The sequence below is a fragment of the Devosia ureilytica genome, from assembly GCF_024273195.1.
Lineage (GTDB): Bacteria > Pseudomonadota > Alphaproteobacteria > Rhizobiales > Devosiaceae > Devosia > Devosia ureilytica.
On sequence record NZ_JAMZCU010000002.1, the window covers coordinates 660,736 to 678,843 of the forward strand.

An 18,108-nucleotide genomic window follows, 5' to 3' on the forward strand; every position below is an offset into this window, starting at 1 on the left:
GTTCCCGCCAAGCGTGCGGCGGGTCTGAGGGGAACATAGGTGTCGCAAGAAGAAGGACCGCCCGCCTCGCGCGGCAAGCGGGGCGTAAAGCCATCGGGAAGGCCGACGCTCAAGACCATTGCACAGATGACCGGTCTTGCCGTCACGACCATTTCGCGCGCGCTCAATAACGCGCCCGAACTGGCCCAGGATACCCGTGACCGAGTGCAGAAAATTGCCGCCGAGATCGGCTATCTGCCGGATCGGGCGGCCCTGCGCCTCAAGACGGGACGCACCAATGTCATTTCGCTGATCCTTGAGCCCGACGAGCAGATCTACGGTTTTGGCACCAGCCTGGTCACCGGCATCACCGAGGCCTTGCGCAACACCGCGTTTCACCTCGTCATCACGCCGCTGTTTCGCAATGTCGAGCCCATCGAGCCGATCACCCACATCGTGCGCAATCGCATGGCCGATGGTGTTATCTTCTCCAAGGCCGAAACCTTTGACGAGCGCATCCGCTTTCTCATCGACAACGATTTCCCCTTTGTCAGCCACGGTCGCAGCCGCTGGCCCGAGCCGCATCCCTTCGTCGATTATGACAACGAGGCCTATGCCTATGGCGCGACGTTGCGCCTGGCGGCCAAGGGCTGCCGCAAGGTTTCCATCGTGCTGCCCGATAGCGCCTTGACCTATACCGAGCATCTCAAGGCCGGCATCGAGCGGGCGGCGCGCGAAACCGGCATCGCCTATGAGTTCGCCGCCGACGTCAATCTGGGCAGTCCCACCGATGCGATCCGAAGCTATGTGATCCGCCGGGCCAAACGTCCCGACGCACCGGATGGCTATATCTGCGCGTCGGAAGTTTCGGCGCTGGCCGTTACCGGCGGCTTGACCGATGCGGGGCTGGTCGTGGGCAAGACGGCCCATGTGGTGACCAAGCAGTCGTCGTCAATGTTTGCGCAGTTCCAGCCCGGCGCCGAGACCGTGCAGGAGGACTTTGTCGCGGCTGGCCGCAATCTGGGCAGCCTGCTGCTGCGCCGCATCGCCGGCGAAACCGAGGGTCTGCAATTCGTGGCCGAACCGAAGTTCGAGTGGAAGGACTGAGGCCCGGGCCTTAGCCTTCCAGTTCCTCACGCAGCATTTCGAGCTCCAGCCATTGCTCTTCAGCCGCCGCCTTGCGCGCGGCAGTGGCTTCCAGCGCCTTGGATTTGGCCGCGAAGCCGACGGGGTCGCGGTTATAGAAGTTGGCCTCTGCCAGCGCCTTGTTAAGCGCTTCGATCTCGCCATCGAGCTTTTCGATGTCCTTGGGCAGCGTTTCGAGCGCGTGCTTTTCTTTAAAACTCAGCTTGCGCTTGGGGGCGGCCGCCGAGGTTGCCTGCGTGGTCTGGGTCAGGCTGGTCTTGCCCGCCCGATGCGCCTTGGCCGCCGGTTCGCGGGCCGTCACGCCCTCGCCGCGCTGGATGACCATGTCCGAATAGCCCCCGGCATATTCGGTCCACACGCCATCGCCCTCGGCAATGATCACCGAGGTCGCGACACGGTCGAGAAAGTCGCGGTCATGGCTGACCACGATCACCGTCCCGGAATAGTCGCTGACCATTTCCTCGAGCAGGTCGAGGGTTTCGAGATCGAGATCATTGGTGGGTTCGTCCAGCACCAGGAAATTGGAGGGCAGGGCCAGGGCACGGGCCAGCGCCACGCGGGCGCGCTCGCCACCCGAGAGCTTGCCGATGGGGGTATTGGCCTGCTCGGGGCCGAACAGGAAGTCCTTCATATAGCCCACGACATGCTTGGGCTGGCCATTGATCTGGAGCGTATCCGAACCGCCACCGGTCAGCGCTTCCTTCAGGCGCGTGTCGGGATGCAGCTTGGCCCGGCCCTGGTCGAGCATCGCCAGCTCCAGCGCCGATCCCATCTTGATCTTGCCGCTGTCGGGCTTGTCGAGCCCGGTCAGCATCTTGATCAGCGTGGTCTTGCCCGCCCCATTGGGGCCGACAATGCCGATCCGGTCGCCGCGCAGCACGCGGGTTGAAAAGTCGCCGACGATCACCCGGTCGCCATAGGCCTTGGAAATGTTCTCGGCCTCGACCACCAAGGCGCCCGAGGTGCGGCCCTCGGTCACCTGCATGCTGACCGAACCGGTGACGCGACGCTGTTCGCGCCGCTCCTGTCGCAACCCGGCCAGGCGCTCGAGGCGCCCGACATTGCGCTTGCGGCGCGCCGTCACGCCATAGCGCAGCCAATGCTCTTCGCGCACAATCTGGCGGTCGAGCTTGTGACGGTCACGCTCCTCTTCTTCGAGCACCTGGTCGCGCCAGCCCTCGAAATGGGAAAAGCCTCGGTCAAGGCGGCGCGTCACGCCCCGATCAAGCCAGACCGTGGCGCGCGTCAAATCGCTGAGGAAGCGCCGGTCGTGGCTGATCAGCACCATGGCCGAGCGCAGCGAATCCAGTTCGGCCTGCAGCCATTCGATGGCCGGCAGGTCGAGATGGTTGGTCGGTTCGTCCAGCAGCAGCACATCGGGCTTGGGCGCCAGCACGCGGGCCAGCGCGGCGCGACGGCCTTCGCCACCCGAGAGGTTTTTCGGGTCTTCCGCGCCGGTCAGGCCCAGCGAGCTCAACAGGTATTGTGCGCGATATTCATCATCGCCCGGCCCCAGGCCCGCCTCGACATAGGCCAGCGTGGTGGCATAGGCCGAAAGGTCCGGCTCCTGCGGCAGGTAGCGCAGCGTGGCGCTGGGCTCGACAAAGCGCACGCCCTTGTCGTGGGTCACCTCGCCCGAGGCGATCTTGAGCAGGGTCGACTTGCCCGAACCATTGCGGCCCACCAGGGCAATGCGTTGCCCGGGGGAGACAATCAGTTCGGCCGCCTCGAGCAGCTGCGTGCCGCCAAAGGTGAGCTGAATATCCTGCAGGGAGAGAAGTGGGGGCTGGGCCATGTCGTGTCCGGTCAATTCGCCCCGGATAGATCATAGGGGCGGAGCCAGATCAATTGCCGGGGCGCGCAAAACCATAATGCAAAAAAGGCCGGTCAGGACGTTGAGGATCCTGGCCGGCCCGGGGAGACGGCAGCAGCAAGCCCCGTCGTGTTCTGGCGCCCGGACCCACAGGCCCCAAGGGGTCGCAGCGCCATGTCCGCAACCAATCATGCTTAAACATGATTGTCAAACTCATATTTGAAAGGCAATCTGATTTTCAGGCAGCAGTCACGGCCTGGTCCACAGTCAGGCCGAGGCGTTCGCGGATCGAGCGCTTCTTGCTGGCAAGATCGGCAATCGTGTGCTGGCTCAGCACATCGAAAAACGCCCCCAGCGCCTCGCGCAAGGCGCCATTGAGATCGCACTCGCCGATCAGCGGGCAATCAGCGCCATCCTCGAAACACTCAGCCAGGGCGAAGTTCTCTTCGGTCAGGCGAATGGTGTCGAGCAGGGTGATGTCCTGGGCCGGCTTGCCCAGTTTGATGCCGCCATGGCGCCCGCGCACCGTCTGCAGCAGTCCGGCCTCGACCAGCGGCTTGATCAGCTTGAACAGGAACAATTCAGAAATGCCATAGGCCCGGGCGACCTCTGCCACCCGGCTCAGGCCCGGCTCATTGACGGCACAATAGACCAGCGTGCGGATGGCATAATTGGATTGGCGGGTCAGTCTCACGGGAAGCCTTTCTGCAGCCTTGGGCGGGATCGAAACGAGCTTGATTCAGTCTTGATCTGGGCTATAGCTTATAATCATTCTAAAAAATGTCAAACAATCTTGAAGCCAAAGATCAGGTTTTTTGTGATCACTCGCGGGGCTGGACAGGCAATTTCGTTCCACCTATGAATTTAATAGGTGGAGGAGGTTACGAGGTGGATCAGACTGTCACCAGGGCGGCGCTGAGTGAGCGAGCCGCTGACGCGACCGGGTTGTCGCGCTACGATACCGCCCAGATCGGCGAACGCATGTTCGAACTGATCGGGGAGGCGCTCAAGCAAGGCGAGTCCGTCAAATTGACCGGCTTTGGCACGCTGGAAGTGCGCTCGCGGGCCGAGCGCGTGGGGCGCAATCCCCGCACCGGCGACGAGCATCGCATAGCCCCGCGCCAAACCGTGGTGCTTATTCCCAGCGCCAGGCTGCGCGAGGCGCTGGATCAATTGATCGCGTAGCCGGCCAGGCGCCTAAAAGTGCCGCCGGAACAGCGGCAGCTCGGCCGCGCCGATCACTGGCGCCATCCGCCCCAGCTGCCCGGCAATCACCCGCGGCGCACGCCCGGAGCGCGTCGGCAGGCGCGTCATCTCCTGGGCAACGCGCTCCACCAGCACGGCGCTTGTTTCCGCTGAAAGCACTGTGTCGATCACCACCAGCGGTTGCTCCACCACGGTGGTCGCATTGTGGATCACCTGCGCCAGGGCGCTGGCGGAAGCCTCAATCCAGCTTGCGGTCGCCGCGGCAAATTCGGGTCGCTCGAGCGCTTGCGCCGGCAGGGACTGCGCCCGATGCCCCGCCGCTTCCAGTTGCGCGCGCAAGGCCCAGGCCGAGGCAATGTTGTGCGCCACCTCAGGGGCCGCGCCGGCCCGGCTGATCAGGATGGACCCCAGTTCGGCAGCATTGCCGGTCGGGCCTTCCCACAATGCCCCATCGCCAACGATCCCGGCAGCCACGAAATGGGAGACCAAAAGGTAGATGATATTGGCCGGACGCGGCGGCGCCAGGGCGATCAGTTCAGCCCAGCAGGCGGCGTTGCCATCGTTGAACATTGTCACGCCAAGGCCGCTGCGCGCCTCAAGGGCCTCTTCAAGGTTCAACGCCCGCCAAAGCTCTGCCTGACCCGGCGGCGCTCCCAGAAGATCCATGTTCTCGGCCAACCGGCCCGGCATGGCCACGCCCAGGTCAAGCAGGCGCGCCCGCTGCTCCACGCTCAGCGTCGCAGCAAAATCGGCAACCACCGCGGCGATCGTATCGACCATGGTTTCAGCATCGGGATAGGGATAATCCGCATGATGGTGCGCCAGCACTTGGGCATGCATGTTGAGGAGGATCACGTCGAGGTGCCGCCAGCCGATCTCGACGCCGATGGAGAAGCCGCCATCCGCATTGAGCAGGATCGGCGTTGCCGGTTGCCCGCGCCGCCCGCGCAACACCGGCCCGCGGGTGACCAGGCCGCCGCGCTCCAGATCGGTCAGGATGGCGGAGACCGTCTGCGGCGCCAGGCCGGACAGCCGTGCAATCTCGGCGTTGGAAACGCCCGAATTAAAGCCAATGACGGTCAGGACCGCCTTTTCATTGGCCCGCCGCACCCCATTGTGGCTGAGGCCGCGCCGCCCGGATTCAAAGATATCCCGCGTCGGCACATCGGTTTTGCTCATGCACATTTGCCCCGGCCCATCGCGCCGGGGCGGCGGCAGGCAGAATGGAAGTTCCAGGTATATCGCCGCGCTAAACCTCAACCATCAGCGTGACAATTTCGAATGGACGCAAGGACAACACCAGCGAGCCGTCGTCAAGTGTAAGCTCCGCCTCGATTTTTTCCTCCATGAGGTTGCACTTGCGCACGGACTTGATTGGCAGGCCAAAGTCCAGCCGGGCCTCGGCACGCCGATTGGCATGCTCGAACACCCGCAACACCATGGCGCTCGACCCCTCGGCCTTCTTGACGGTCTCGATGCTCACATTGGGCGCGTCGACCCTCACGAGGCTGAAGCGCGCCAAGGGGGCGGCGGGCATTTCGGACAGCCGGGCCGCGCCGATAACTGTGACGGGATTGTTGAAGCGCTCGGCGGCGCGATGCACCTGCGCCAGGTCGGCAAGGCCATCATGGACAAACAGGCCATAGCGCAGCCGGTGTTCGCCCCGGTCCGCATCGGGACTGGGATAACTGGGCCCGCGCACCAGCGTCAGGCGCACCATTTGTTCAAGCGCGTCATAGCCATATTTGCAGTCATTGATCAGCGCGACACCGAAATCGGCCTCGCTCACATCGACCCAGCGATGCATTGAGGCTTCGAAGCGCGCCTTGTCCCAGCTGGTATTGCGATGGGTCGGACGGGTCACATGGCCGAACTGGATTTCCGAGCGGATTTCGGAGGTATTGAGGTCAAAGTCGAACGCCGCCTTGAGCACCTGCGCCCGCTCCTGCCAGTCGATAAAGGTATCGAACTCAAGCTGCCGTTCGCCCTCGACCAGCGAGATCACCTGCACGATCCGCGAGGCGCCATAACGGCGCTCAATGCGGAGAGCCGCCCGGTGCGGCCCCTCTTCCACCACTGTGATGGCGACGACATCGTCCACTGGCCAGAACTGTTCCTCGAAATAGGCGTCGATGTCCCAGGCCTCATAGTCCATGGGCTTGTCTTCATAGGCAATTAGCCGGTTCGCCACCTGCCCCGGCTTCAGCACCTCGCGCCCGCTCGTCTTGTCGATGATCGAAACCAGGTGGCCATTGGCATCGAACGTGGCCCGCAGCAGGGCGTTTTCGAGATGCTGCGTTGACACGGCCAAAGTGCTGGTTGGGTTGGGGACAATGGCCACGACCTGTGCATCGGCCCAGCCCAGCGACGGCAATGCGCGGGCAGGCGCGGCCAGTTCGCTCGTGCCATCGGCACGGGTGAGGCGTTGCAGGGCAAGCGTGCTGTCGCCGAGGTGCAGCGCGCCACCCGCCAGCCCGGCGCCGTCACCAAGGCTGACCAGGCCGTTGCGCTCCTGCGCAATGAAATTGACCAGCCGGACAGTCCCTTCGGCCAGCGGCGCCAGCGCCAGTGCAGCGCCCTGCCAGGGACCCTGTGCCGAACCATGCGCCGAAAAAATACGCGCATAATCGGCGTCGCTATCGACATAAACCTCGGGGATCGAGGTGCCGGGCAGGATGTCGTGGAACTGGTTGATCAGCACCAGCTCCCAGAATTCGAGCAAGGTTTGGCTGGGGTAAGCCATGCCGGTCTGCACATGCGCCAGCGTGCCCAGAAACTCCAATTCGCGCAGCCGCCGCTCGGCCAGCCGGTTCTTGGCCTTGTTCTTGGCCCAGGTGGTCAGCGTGCCGCGGTGATATTGCAGGTAGAGTTCGCCATTCCAGGTCGGGAAGCGCCCGGGGTCGGCCTCCATCCGCTGCCCCAGCCGGTCGAGAAACGGCACGATGCCTTCGAGCTTTACCCTGGGTGCGCCGGGAATGCCGCGCTCAAGCCTGGTGCCGCGCTCGATCATGGCCCGCGTCGGCCCGCCGCCGCCATCGCCATAGCCATAGGACATGACGACTTCCGAATTGGCGCGCTTGGGCTCATAGCGCTTCCAGGCACCCATGGTCTCGCTCACCGACAGATCGCCATTATAGGTGGTGTAAATGGCGTCGCTTTCAAAATTCTGGGCGGTAATCAGCTGTGCCTTGGTGGTGCTGCCATCGATGCCGCGCCAGAAGAACGTGTCATAGGGATGCCGGTCGGTGTCGTTCCAGCTCAGCTTGCTGGTGACGAAATAGTCGAGCCCCGATTTTTCCATGATCTGGGGCAGGTTGGCCGAATAGCCAAAGGTATCGGGTAGCCAGACGGTGCGAGGCGTCACCCCGAAATGTTCCTGGTGGAATCGCCGCCCGCGCATGATCTGGCGTACCAGGCTCTCCCCCGAGACGATATTGACGTCCGGCTCCACCCACATGGCGCCTTCAATCTCGAACTGGCCCGATTTCACCCGGGCCAGCAGCCGCTCCCACAGCTCGGGATAGTCCGCCTTGAGGAAGTCGAACAGCACCGACTGGTTGTACATGAAGATGAACTGCGGGAATTCCTCCATCAGCTGGAGCACCGTGGCAAAGCTGCGGGCCGTCTTGTCGCGCGTATGGATCACCCGCCACAGCCAGCCAACATCGAGATGGGTAGAGCCCACCGCGGTGACCTGCGGCTGCACTTCCGTGTCGACCAGCGCATAGATTTCGGCGGCAATGGCCTCGGCCTCCGGCAGCGACGCGGCCAGCCCCTCGCCATGGTGGTTGCGCCGGTCCAGCGCCCGCAGCGCCCGTTCGACGCGGTCGAGAATGGCGTGCCGCCGCGCATCGGTCTGATGCAGCCGCACGGCCACTTCCAGGGGCGTCTGCACATCGTAGTAGAGCTGCTCCAGGCGCCGGTCGCGGGTGAAGAAGTCGACGCCGAACCCCACCAGCGGGCGCTCGAAAAAGGTGAAGGCATCCACCATCACCACATGCCGATTGCCCGGCACCGCATCGGTCTCGATCACCAGTTCGGTGTGATTGCCATCAAGGCCCTGGGCAATGTGGCCATCAAGATAGATCAGGCATTGCGGATCGGTCGTGCCGGGGCGGTCCTGCCATTGGCTGGAAAACCGCATGACCAGGGTCTTGCCCCGCGCCCCCTCGGGCACCACCACTTCTGCGGCAAACCAGGTGTGGTCCTGCTTTTTCGCCCATACCGAATGGCTGTCAAAACGCTCCCAGGCCCGCCAGTCCGCCGCCAGGGCCTCCGTTGCCGTCAGGCTTTGGCGCTGCACATGCCAGTTGAAGGCCATCTCGGGCAGCGGCGTGCGGATTTTGCTTTCCAGGTCGGCGCAGAGCGCGAACAGCTTGCCCTCGCGCTTGATGTCATCGACCTGAAGCGCCAGGCGCGAGCTGAGGGGGTTCGAATAGGCCATGGCCGTGATCCTGATGGGTACTGGTGGGCTGAAATCGAGCGCCAAGCTAATGAGGAAATTGCAACGTTGCAATCGACAAGTATTTTCATCTGTTCCTCTGGGCGCGCTTCACGCTACAAGGGGCGATATGGAGCGCATGTATGCAGGATCGTGACGACCCCAAGGCCAGGCCCACGCTTCGGACCATTGCCGAGATGACCGGGCTGAGCCTGTCGACCGTGTCGCTGTCGCTGCGCGGCGGCGCCTCTCTCAAGCAGGAAACGCGCGACAGGGTGGCCGCGGCGGCGCGCCAGATCGGCTATGTGCCCGACCGGGCCGGCGTGCGCCTCAGGACCGGCAAGACCAATGTCATCACTCTGGTCCTGCATGGCGGCGACGATTCCATCGATTTTGCCCGGCAGATGATCCAGGGTATCGGCCGGGCGCTGGCGGGCACTCAATATCACCTCAATGTCACGCCCGAATTCGGTGCCGATGGCGATGTCTCGGCGGTTCGCTATATCCTCGACAGCCGCGCTGCCGATGGCGTCATCATCACCCACACCACCCCCGATGATCCGCGCGTCGCGGCGCTGGCGGCCGCCGATTTCCCCTTCGTCAGTCATGGGCGCACCGCCTTTGCTGCGCCCCATCCCTTCCACGATTTTCATTCCGAAGAATTCGCCCGACAGGCGCTCGAACGGCTGGCCGACAAGGGCTGCAAGCGGGTCATGCTGTTCATCGGCAATCGGCTCATCACCAATTACGCCAATATCGTCACCGCCTTCCGCGCTGCCGCCACCCGCCGCGGCGTCATTGCCGAAGTGCTTGAAGTGGGCGAGGCGCGCAGCACCCCCGATGAGGTGAGGGCATTGGGCGCCGAACTCGCCCAACGGCCTGATCGCCCCGATGGCATCATCACCGACAATGAAATCCGCACCATTGCGCTGCTCGCCGGCATGCAGGCGGCGGGATTGAATCCGGGGCAGGGGGTGGAGCTGGTCTACAAGCAGACCTCGGGCATTCTCCCCACCTTCTACCCCCATCTCGATTCCATCGAGGAAGACGTCACCGCCTCGGGCGAAGAACTGACGCGCCTGCTGTTGCAACGCATCCATGGCGAAGCGGCAGGAACTCTGCAAACCCTCGCCGAGCCGGTGCTGCATTGGCGCAGCTCCGGCCCGGCGTAGCCTCTGCTAGCGCCCACTGCCCGTTAGCAGCGTTTCGGCTGCCTCGCTCAACGACAGCCGCACGCCCCGCGCCAGGCTCGCGACCTGCTCGACCGAGGTGGCCGAGGCAATCGGCGCGCTGACGCCTTTTTGTGCCACCAGCCACGCCAGTGCCACTTCGGCAGGGCTCGCGCCATGGTCCGCCGCAACCTGGTCCAGCGCCCCCAATATGCTCAGCCCCTTGGCATTGAGATATTGCCCGGCGCCGCCGCCGCGAGCCGACTGGCCCAGGTCGTCCTGACTGCGGTATTTGCCGGTGAGAAACCCCGAGGCGAGGCTGTAATAGACGATTGCGCCCACTTCATTGTCGACCAGATAGGGCATCAGCGCATCAAATCCGGCGCGGTCGTAAAGATTGTAGCGCGGCTGGGTCACCTCATAGCGCTGCAGCGATTTGACCACGGCGGTTTGCTGGGCCTCCGCCATCATTGCGGCGGTATAGTTCGAGGCGCCAATGGTGCGCACCTTGCCCGCGCGGATCAGCAGGTCATAGGTCTCGAGTGTTTCCTCGTGCCCCGTCTCGCTATCGGGCCAATGGCTGAAATAGAGGTCGATATAATCGGTCTGCAATCGCTTGAGCGAGGCCTCAAGGCTCGCCTTGATGCTCTCGTGCTTGAGCCCGCCCGGCCGCTTGCCCGAATTGACCTTGGTAAAGATATGCACCTTGTCGCGATTGCCCCGCGCCTTGAGCCATTTCCCGATGATGGTTTCACTCATCCCCGGCGGATTGCCGGACACCCAATTGGGATAGCCCTCGGCCGTGTCGATGGCCGTAAATCCGGCATCCACATAGGCATCGAGAATGTCGAAGCCGCGCGCCTCATCGACCGTCCAGCCGAACACATTGCCGCCCAGCACCAGGGGTTCGATCACCAGTTCGCTGCGTCCGAGGGGGCGACGGTTCATCCTGCATCTCCTTTGTATGGTTCCAGTCCCAACGCCTGGGACCCGGTTTTGTTCGTTAGCGTCGCGGCTCGATCAGGTCCCACTTGTTCCCGTAAAGGTCGGCGAACACCGCGACCGATCCATAGGCTTCATGGCGCGGCGCTTCGAGGAACTGCACCCCGCGCGCCAGCATCTGGGCATGGTCGCGGGCAAAATCGTCGGTTTCAAGAAACAGCATCACCCGGCCACCGGCCTGTTTGCCCACGATTGCCTCCTGCTCGGGCCCATCTGCCTTGGCCAGCAAAAGCCGCGCGCCTGCGCCGCCGGGCGGCGTCATCACCACCCAGCGCTTGTCCGGGCCCAGGCTTGTGTCCTCGGCCAGGGCGAACCCGACAGCGTCACGATAAAAAGCGATGGCCTCGTCGTAGTCGGCAACGACAAGCGCAATGGTGGCAATGGATTGGGTCATGCCCCATGCTGGGGTCGCGGTTTGCCTTGGGTCAAGCCGGGATTTTGCCAGCCGAACGGTTCTTCAAATAACCGTCCAATCCTGTGGATAGGGGTTTGGGCTGCCTTAGGATTGACCAAATGGTCAACTCTCCCCATTGCGCTCCCTCAAATTCTAGGCTTTGTTGGCATCCAAGCCTCGGTTCGCAGCCGGGTGCGCAAAAAAATGTCTCGGGAGACAACAATCATGAAATTGATGAAAACCTTGATGGCGGCAACCGCCATGCTGGCCTTGGCCGCCGGTGCAGCGCAGGCCAAGACTCTTGTTTACTGCTCGGAAGGTTCGCCTGAAGGCTTTGACCCGGCGCCCTACACCGCCGGCACCACGTTCGACGCTTCCAGCCGTCCGATCTACAACCGCCTGGTGCAGTTCACCAAGGGCGCCTCGACCACCGAGCCCGGCCTGGCCGAGAGCTATGAAGTCTCCGACGATGGCCTGGAATACACCTTCCACCTGCGCCAGGGCGTGAAGTTCCACACCACCGAATATTTCACCCCGACCCGCGATTTCAACGCCGATGACGTGCTGTTCTCGTTCGAGCGCCAGTGGAGCGCGGATCATCCGTGGAACGCCTATTCGGCCGGCATCACCTGGGAATATTTCAACTCGATGTCGATGGGTGAGCTGATCTCCTCCATCGAAAAGGTTGACGACTACACCGTCAAGTTCGTGCTGACCCGTCCCGAAGCGCCGTTCATCGCCAATTTGGCCATGGATTTCGCCTCGATCCTGTCGGCCGAATATGCCGCACAGCTCGAAGCCGCCGGCACCATGGACATGCTGAACCAGCAGCCCATCGGCACCGGCCCGTTCCAGTTCGTCAACTACCAGCAGGACGCAGCCATCCGCTACGCCAGCTTCGACGACTACTGGAATGGCGTGCAGCCGATCGACGATCTGGTGTTCGCCATCACCACCGACCCGGCTGTGCGTCTGCAGAAGCTGCAGGCTGGTGAATGCCACATCATGCCCTATCCGAACCCGGCTGACCTCGAGATCATCAAGAACGATCCGAACCTGGTGATGATGGAGCAGGAAGGCCTCAACGTCGGCTACCTCGCCTACAACACCCAGCAGCCTCCCTTTGATGACGCCCGCGTCCGCAAGGCCCTCAACATGGCCATCGACAAGGCGGCCATCATCGAGGCCGTGTTCGAAGGCAATGCTGAAATCGCCAAGAACCCGATCCCGCCGACCATGTGGTCCTATAACGAGGCCACCGTCGACGACGCCTATGATCCTGAAGCCGCCAAGGCCCTCCTTGCCGAAGCCGGCGTCGAGAACCTCTCGATGAAGGTCTGGGCAATGCCGGTGTCGCGTCCGTACAACCCCGATGCCCGTCGCATGGCCGAACTGATCCAGGCTGACTTTGCTGCCGTGGACGTCGATGTTGAAATCGTCTCCATGGAATGGGCCGAATACCTCGCCCAGTCCTCTGCTGTGGACCGTGACGGCGCCGTGCTGCTGGGCTGGACCGGCGACAATGGCGACCCGGACAACTTCCTTGCCGTGCTGCTTGGTTGCGATGCCGTTGGCAGCGCCAACCGCGCCCAGTGGTGCAACGAAGAGTTCGACGGCTACATCCAGGATGCCAAGGTCGTCTCCGACCAGGCCGAACGTACTGCGCTCTACGTCAAGGCTCAGGAAGTGTTCAAGGCCGAAGCCCCCTGGGCGACCATTGCCCACTCGCTGGTCTTCATGCCGATGAGCAACAAGGTCACCGGCTATGTCATGGACCCCAAGGGCACCCACGCCTTTGACGGTGTCGACATCACCGAGTAATCGGGAACCGAGCGGCCTGGCGATCAGATATCGCTGGGCCGTTCTGCATTTCTATGGCCGCGGTTTCAGCAAAAGTGACGTTCACTTTTGCTGAAAGTGCTTTGGGTCCGGGGGCGGACCATCCGTCCCCGACCTCCTCGGAAAACAGATGATCCGTTTCATTCTCAATCGCCTGCTGCTGATCATACCGACCTTCATCGGTATCACGATCGTGGCCTTCGCCTTCGTCCGCATCCTGCCGGGCGATCCCATCCTGCTGATCGCCGGTGAGCGCAGTGTCACGCCCGAGCGCTACCAGGACCTGATTGTCCAGTTCGGCTATGACCGACCGATATGGGTGCAATACTGGGACTATCTCGCCGGCATTTTCCAGGGCGATTTCGGCACCTCCATTTCCACCAAGCGGCCCGTTATCCGCGACTTCCTCACCCTCTTTCCCGCCACGGTTGAACTCTCGGTCTGCGCCATCCTTTTTGCCGTGACCCTGGGCGTTCCCGCCGGCGTCATCGCCGCGGTCAAGCGTGGCTCCTGGTACGATCAGACCCTGATGGGCACCGCGCTCGTGGGCTATTCCATGCCCATCTTCTGGCTGGGCCTGCTGCTGATCATCTTCTTTTCCGGCATGCTGGGCTGGACCCCGGTATCCGGGCGCATCGACCTGCTCTACTATTTCCCCACCACGACCGGTTTCATGACCATCGACGCCCTGCTCTCGGGGCAGGATGGCGCCTTCGTGTCGGCCCTGCGCCATCTCATCCTGCCCACGGTCACGCTGGGCACCATTCCCCTGGCGGTGATTGCGCGCCAGACGCGCTCGGCCATGCTCGAGGTGCTGGGCGACGACTATGTGCGCACCGCCCGCGCCAAGGGCCTGGCGCCTCATCAGGTGGTTGGGCAACACGCCTTGCGCAATGCCCTCATCCCCGTGGTCACCACCATTGGCCTCCAGGTCGGGGTGATGATGGCCGGTGCCATTCTCACCGAAACCATTTTTTCCTGGCCCGGCATCGGCAAGTGGATGGTCGACGCCATCTCCCGCCGCGATTACCCCGTGGTTCAGGCCGGCCTCTTGCTGATCGCCCTGATCGTCATGGCCGTGAACCTCATCGTCGATGTGCTCTATGGGCTCATCAATCCGCGCATCCGGCATAATTAGGAGGCGACATGTCCAATCCTGTTACCGTCGCCGATCCGAACGCAGCCCCCAAGATCAGCCCGCTGATCCGGCTGCGCGAGTTCTGGTATTATTTCTCCGTCAATCGTGGCGCCGTCATCGGCCTTGTCGTCTTCACCCTGCTGGTGCTGACGGCGATCTTTGCCCAATGGCTGGCCCCGCATTCGCCCATCCAGCAATATCGTGACGCCCTGCTGGTGCCCCCGTCCTGGATCGAGGGCGGACGCCCCGAATTCCTGCTCGGCACCGATGCGGTGGGGCGCGATATTCTCTCCCGGCTCATTCATGGTGCCCAATATTCGCTGCTGATCGGCACCGTGGTGGTGATCATCGCGCTTGGCGCCGGCGTCGTCTTTGGGCTGATCGCCGGCTATGCCGGCGGGTGGGTCGATACGGTGCTGATGCGCATCATGGACATTATCCTCGCCTTCCCATCGCTGCTCTTGGCGCTGGTGCTGGTGGCCATTCTGGGGCCGGGCCTTCTCAACATGATGATCGCCATTGCCCTGGTGCTGCAGCCGCACTTTGTGCGTCTGACCCGCTCGGCGGTGCTGGGCGAACTGGGCAAGGACTATGTCACCTCGGCCCGCATGGCTGGTTCGGGCCATTGGCGCATGATGTTCAAGACCATCCTGCCCAATTGCCTTGCTCCGCTCATCGTTCAGGCGACACTGAGCTTTTCGAGCGCCATTCTCGACGCCGCGGCCCTCGGCTTTCTCGGCCTTGGCGCCCAGCCGCCGACGCCCGAATGGGGCACCATGCTGGCCGAAGCACGCCAGTTCATCCTGCGCGCCTGGTGGGTCGTGACCTTCCCGGGCCTGGCCATTCTGATCACCGTTCTGGCGATCAACCTGGTTGGCGACGGGCTGCGTGACGCGCTCGATCCCAAGCTCAAGAGGAGCTGATCCATGCCCCTGCTTGAAATCAAGAACCTCACCGTTTCCTTCGATACCTCGGCGGGTCTGTTCAAGGCCGTTGACGGCATTGATGTGTCGGTGGAAGCGCGCGAAGTGCTGGCCATTGTGGGCGAAAGTGGCTCGGGCAAGTCGGTGGCCATGCTGGCCGTGATGGGCCTGCTGCCCCCGACCGCCACCGTCACCGCCGACAAGATGGAGTTTGAAGGGCGCGACCTGCTCAACATGGCCCCGGCCGAAAAACGCAAGATCATCGGCAAGGACATTGCCATGATCTTCCAGGAGCCGGTGGCGAGCCTTAATCCCTGCTTCACGGTCGGCTTCCAGATCGAGGAAGTGCTCAGCCGCCACATGGGCCTGAGGGGGCGGGCGGCGCGCGACCGGGCCATTGAGCTCTTGCAGCTGGTTGGCATCAAGGATGGCGCCGAGCGCCTCGGCGCCTTCCCGCACCAGATGTCGGGCGGCCAGTGCCAGCGCGTCATGATCGCCATGGCCCTGGCGTGCAGTCCCAAGCTGCTGATCGCCGACGAACCGACCACTGCGCTCGATGTCACCATCCAGAAGCAGATCCTTGATCTGCTGGTCAAGCTCCAGGCCGATACCGGCATGGGCCTGATCATGATCACCCATGATATGGGCGTTGTTGCCGAAACCGCCGACCGGGTGATCGTGCAATACAAGGGTCACAAGATGGAGGAAGCCGACGTGCTCACCCTCTTTGAAAACCCCAGCTCCAAATATACCCGCGCCCTGCTCTCGGCGCTGCCCGACAATGCCGTGGGCGACCGCTTGCCCACAGTCTCCGATTTCAATTTTGCCGATGAAGTGGGAGCCGGCCGATGAGCACGCCCGTTCTCGAAGTGCGCAATCTCAAGCGCGACTATGTCACCTCGGGCGGCCTGTTCCGTCCGGCCAAGGTGCTCCATGCCGTCAAGGGCGTCAATTTCACGCTCGAAAAGGGCAAGACCCTGGCCGTGGTGGGCGAAAGCGGTTGCGGCAAGTCAACCCTGGCCCGGATGATCACCCTGATCGATCAGCCGACATCGGGGGAAATCCTCATCGATGGCCTGCCGGCCAGTGCCGCCCATGTCACCAAGCAGATGCGCCAGAAGGTGCAGATCGTTTTCCAGAACCCCTATGGCTCGCTCAACCCGCGCCAGAAGATTGGCGAAGTGCTGGCCGAGCCACTGCTGCTCAATACCGACATGTCCAATGACGAGCGTCGGCACAGGGCCATGCAGATGCTGATCAAGGTCGGCCTCGGGCCCGAGCACTTCAATCGCTATCCGCACATGTTCTCGGGCGGCCAGCGCCAGCGCATCGCCATCGCTCGCGCCCTGATGCTCAACCCCAGCTTTCTTGTCCTCGACGAGCCGGTCTCGGCGCTCGACCTTTCGGTGCAGGCCCAGATCCTCAACCTGCTCAAGGATCTGCAGGACGAGTTCGGCCTCACCTATGTCTTCATCAGCCACGACCTGTCGGTGGTGCGCTACATCGCCGACGAGGTGATGGTGATGTATTTCGGGGATGTGGTCGAACATGGCACCCGCGATGCGGTTTTTGCCGATCCGCAGCACGACTATACCAAGACCCTCTTCGCCGCGACGCCGCGCGCCGATGTCAACAGCATCCGCGCGCGCATCGCAGCAAAGAAGGCCGCCGCCTAGAGCCCTTCTGGCCCTCCAGATCATTTCACACTCAGGCGGACGCGGTTCCATCGCCTCCCTCCCCCTTGTGGGCTTCGACCCGTCCCGAAGGGCAAACCTCTCCGGTGGAGAGGTTTGAGGAGAGAAGGACCGAGGGTGGGGGTGTCGGCATGTCCTCTGGCTCGGCGTCTTTGGAGGTCGCGTCACCCCCACCCCAGCTCTGCTATGGCCTGTCGGCCTAGCGTCGCTACCCTCCCCACAAGGGGGAGGGAGGAAAAAGGGCAGGCGTTCAGCTAAACGTGAAACGGTCTAAACCTCGACGCGCCGGCCCTCCTTGCCCGAGCGGATCAGCGCGTCGATCAGCCGATGCACGGCCAGCGCCGTCTTGCCGGTCGATACGGGCTGACGACCAGCCGTGACCGCGTCTGCAAATTCGGCGATCTGGGCCATGTGCCAGTCGAAGGGGAAGGCCATGGGGTCGGCACCGCCACCCGAATTGCTGGCCTCGCCAATGGTCTCGCTGCGCCCGTCGAACCAATTGAGCGTCAGGTTACCCCCGGTCAGCGTGGCGCTGGCCTTGGCAAAATTGAGCGTCAGGCTTTCCGCCCCGCCGGGGAAATTGGCGGTGGTGGCCATCAGACCGCCCACCGCGCCATTGGCAAAGTCCATGCCCCCCGCGACAAAATCCTCGGTCTCCATTCTGTGCAGGCCCGTCGTCGCCGCCAGCGCCGTCACCGCCTTGACCGGGCCGGTGAGGCTCAGCATCAAATCGAGCGAGTGGATGGCCTGGGTGATCAGCACCCCGCCGCCGTCCTGGGCAAAGCTGCCGCGCCCCGGCTTGTCATAATAGCCCGCCTGCGGGCGCCACCACGGCACCACCAGATGCACGGCCTGCAAAGCGCCCAATTCGCCACTGGCGACCTTTCCGGCCAGCGCTTTCGAGGCCGCCCGGAACCGGTGCTGGAAGATGATCCCCAGCGTCACCCCCGCCCCCTCGCAGGCCGCGACAATCCGCTCGGCGGCTGCGGTCGAGCGCTCCACCGGCTTTTCCATCAGCACATGCTTGCCTGCCTGTGCCGCCGCCGCGACAATCTCCTCGCGCGCATTGGGCGGCGTCAGCACCAGGATGGCATCGACCGCCGGGTCGGCCAGCAGCGCTTGATAGCTCTCCGCCGCCGGGAAGCCATATTCGGTGCAGAACTGGTTCAGCTCGTCGCGGTTGCGGCGCCAGACACCACGCACATCGACCCGGTCCTTGAGGGCGTTCAGCGCCAGTGCATGGGGCTTGGCCGCCATGCCCGCGCCCACCACACCCAGTCCAAATCGTGCCTGTTCATGCGCCATTCAGCCGCCTCCTTCTAATGCCTTTATCGCGCCACGTTTCCGGCGCTCATCAGTCCATT

15 protein-coding genes and 1 pseudogene are annotated in these 18,108 nt (G+C 63.3%); 8 read left to right on the forward strand and 8 right to left on the reverse strand.

Translation table 11 applies throughout. The features are described 5' to 3' along the window. Positions 1-39 precede the first annotated feature (39 nt). Positions 40-1,086, forward strand: coding sequence for a LacI family transcriptional regulator (locus tag NIM87_RS07345; RefSeq protein WP_254673978.1), 1,047 nt, complete (start codon positions 40-42; stop codon positions 1,084-1,086). Between the two features lie 10 nt (positions 1,087-1,096). Here the strand turns inward: NIM87_RS07345 and NIM87_RS07350 are convergent, their stop codons facing one another. Both NIM87_RS07350 and rirA read right to left on the reverse strand, forming a co-directional pair. Continuing rightward, positions 1,097-2,920: an ABC-F family ATP-binding cassette domain-containing protein gene (locus NIM87_RS07350; protein ID WP_254673979.1), complete on the reverse strand. Its 1,824-nt coding sequence runs from the start codon at positions 2,918-2,920 to the stop codon at positions 1,097-1,099. 256 nt (positions 2,921-3,176) lie between these two features. Continuing rightward, positions 3,177-3,632 (reverse strand): iron-responsive transcriptional regulator RirA, encoded by a 456-nt coding sequence (gene rirA, locus NIM87_RS07355; protein ID WP_254673980.1) that lies wholly within the window; start codon positions 3,630-3,632, stop codon positions 3,177-3,179. Between the two features lie 194 nt (positions 3,633-3,826). Here rirA and NIM87_RS07360 point away from each other — a divergent pair, with 194 nt between their 5' ends. Further along, on the forward strand, positions 3,827-4,123 hold the full coding sequence (locus NIM87_RS07360) for an HU family DNA-binding protein (RefSeq protein WP_254673981.1): 297 nt from the start codon (positions 3,827-3,829) through the stop codon (positions 4,121-4,123). 12 nt (positions 4,124-4,135) lie between these two features. Here the strand turns inward: NIM87_RS07360 and NIM87_RS07365 are convergent, their stop codons facing one another. The 3 genes and pseudogenes from NIM87_RS07365 to NIM87_RS07370 all read right to left on the reverse strand — a co-directional run. Further along, positions 4,136-5,323, reverse strand: coding sequence for an ROK family transcriptional regulator (locus NIM87_RS07365; protein ID WP_254673982.1), 1,188 nt, complete (start codon positions 5,321-5,323; stop codon positions 4,136-4,138). Positions 5,324-5,393: 70 nt separating this feature from the next. Then, positions 5,394-5,681 carry a glycosyl hydrolase-related protein gene (locus NIM87_RS18800; RefSeq protein ID WP_408640054.1) on the reverse strand — a complete coding sequence of 96 codons (288 nt, stop codon included), beginning with the start codon at positions 5,679-5,681 and terminating at the stop codon, positions 5,394-5,396. 150 nt (positions 5,682-5,831) lie between these two features. Beyond that, a pseudogene (locus NIM87_RS07370) lies at positions 5,832-8,588 on the reverse strand (alpha-mannosidase); the annotation flags it as partial. Between the two features lie 140 nt (positions 8,589-8,728). Between NIM87_RS07370 and NIM87_RS07375 the strand changes: the two are divergent. Then, positions 8,729-9,757, forward strand: a complete 1,029-nt coding sequence (locus NIM87_RS07375; protein WP_254673984.1) for a LacI family transcriptional regulator — start codon at positions 8,729-8,731, stop codon at positions 9,755-9,757. Positions 9,758-9,763: 6 nt separating this feature from the next. On the opposite strand, the gene NIM87_RS07380 is transcribed toward NIM87_RS07375, so the two are convergent. Together NIM87_RS07380 and NIM87_RS07385 are read right to left on the reverse strand one after the other, a co-directional pair. After that, complete coding sequence (locus NIM87_RS07380; protein ID WP_254673985.1) at positions 9,764-10,702, reverse strand: aldo/keto reductase; 939 nt, start codon at positions 10,700-10,702, stop codon at positions 9,764-9,766. Between the two features lie 55 nt (positions 10,703-10,757). After that, complete coding sequence (locus tag NIM87_RS07385) at positions 10,758-11,150, reverse strand: VOC family protein (protein ID WP_254673986.1); 393 nt, start codon at positions 11,148-11,150, stop codon at positions 10,758-10,760. A 225-nt stretch (positions 11,151-11,375) separates the two neighbouring features. Here NIM87_RS07385 and NIM87_RS07390 point away from each other — a divergent pair, with 225 nt between their 5' ends. The 5 genes from NIM87_RS07390 (at position 11,376) to NIM87_RS07410 (ending at position 16,726) form a co-directional block, all read left to right on the forward strand. Continuing rightward, a complete protein-coding gene (locus NIM87_RS07390) occupies positions 11,376-12,971 on the forward strand; it encodes an ABC transporter substrate-binding protein (RefSeq protein ID WP_254673987.1) in 1,596 nt (531 codons plus the stop codon). A 148-nt stretch (positions 12,972-13,119) separates the two neighbouring features. After that, a complete protein-coding gene (locus NIM87_RS07395) occupies positions 13,120-14,127 on the forward strand; it encodes an ABC transporter permease subunit (protein ID WP_254673988.1) in 1,008 nt (335 codons plus the stop codon). An 8-nt stretch (positions 14,128-14,135) separates the two neighbouring features. After that, the gene (locus NIM87_RS07400; protein WP_254673989.1) at positions 14,136-15,050 is read left to right on the forward strand and encodes an ABC transporter permease subunit; all 915 of its coding nucleotides are present in this window, start codon (positions 14,136-14,138) and stop codon (positions 15,048-15,050) included. A 3-nt stretch (positions 15,051-15,053) separates the two neighbouring features. Further along, the gene (locus tag NIM87_RS07405) at positions 15,054-15,902 is read left to right on the forward strand and encodes an ABC transporter ATP-binding protein (protein WP_254673990.1); all 849 of its coding nucleotides are present in this window, start codon (positions 15,054-15,056) and stop codon (positions 15,900-15,902) included. Then, positions 15,899-16,726: an ABC transporter ATP-binding protein gene (locus NIM87_RS07410; RefSeq protein ID WP_254673991.1), complete on the forward strand. Its 828-nt coding sequence runs from the start codon at positions 15,899-15,901 to the stop codon at positions 16,724-16,726. The genes NIM87_RS07405 and NIM87_RS07410 overlap by 4 nt, the downstream gene beginning before the upstream one ends. A gap of 288 nt (positions 16,727-17,014) precedes the next feature. Here the strand turns inward: NIM87_RS07410 and NIM87_RS07415 are convergent, their stop codons facing one another. After that, positions 17,015-18,049: a Gfo/Idh/MocA family protein gene (locus tag NIM87_RS07415; protein ID WP_254673992.1), complete on the reverse strand. Its 1,035-nt coding sequence runs from the start codon at positions 18,047-18,049 to the stop codon at positions 17,015-17,017. Between the last annotated feature and the right edge of the window lie 59 nt (positions 18,050-18,108).

Coding starts and splice junctions, on each gene's coding strand:
- NIM87_RS07350 (WP_254673979.1), bottom strand. CDS start 2,920: ATGGCCCAGCCCCCACTTCTCTCCCTGCAGGATATTCAGCTCACCTTT.
- NIM87_RS07365 (WP_254673982.1), bottom strand. CDS start 5,323: ATGAGCAAAACCGATGTGCCGACGCGGGATATCTTTGAATCCGGGCGG.
- NIM87_RS18800 (WP_408640054.1), bottom strand. CDS start 5,681: ATGCCCGCCGCCCCCTTGGCGCGCTTCAGCCTCGTGAGGGTCGACGCG.
- NIM87_RS07375 (WP_254673984.1), top strand. CDS start 8,729: ATGCAGGATCGTGACGACCCCAAGGCCAGGCCCACGCTTCGGACCATT.
- NIM87_RS07380 (WP_254673985.1), bottom strand. CDS start 10,702: ATGAACCGTCGCCCCCTCGGACGCAGCGAACTGGTGATCGAACCCCTG.
- NIM87_RS07385 (WP_254673986.1), bottom strand. CDS start 11,150: ATGACCCAATCCATTGCCACCATTGCGCTTGTCGTTGCCGACTACGAC.
- NIM87_RS07390 (WP_254673987.1), top strand. CDS start 11,376: ATGAAATTGATGAAAACCTTGATGGCGGCAACCGCCATGCTGGCCTTG.
- NIM87_RS07395 (WP_254673988.1), top strand. CDS start 13,120: ATGATCCGTTTCATTCTCAATCGCCTGCTGCTGATCATACCGACCTTC.
- NIM87_RS07400 (WP_254673989.1), top strand. CDS start 14,136: ATGTCCAATCCTGTTACCGTCGCCGATCCGAACGCAGCCCCCAAGATC.
- NIM87_RS07405 (WP_254673990.1), top strand. CDS start 15,054: ATGCCCCTGCTTGAAATCAAGAACCTCACCGTTTCCTTCGATACCTCG.
- NIM87_RS07410 (WP_254673991.1), top strand. CDS start 15,899: ATGAGCACGCCCGTTCTCGAAGTGCGCAATCTCAAGCGCGACTATGTC.
- NIM87_RS07415 (WP_254673992.1), bottom strand. CDS start 18,049: ATGGCGCATGAACAGGCACGATTTGGACTGGGTGTGGTGGGCGCGGGC.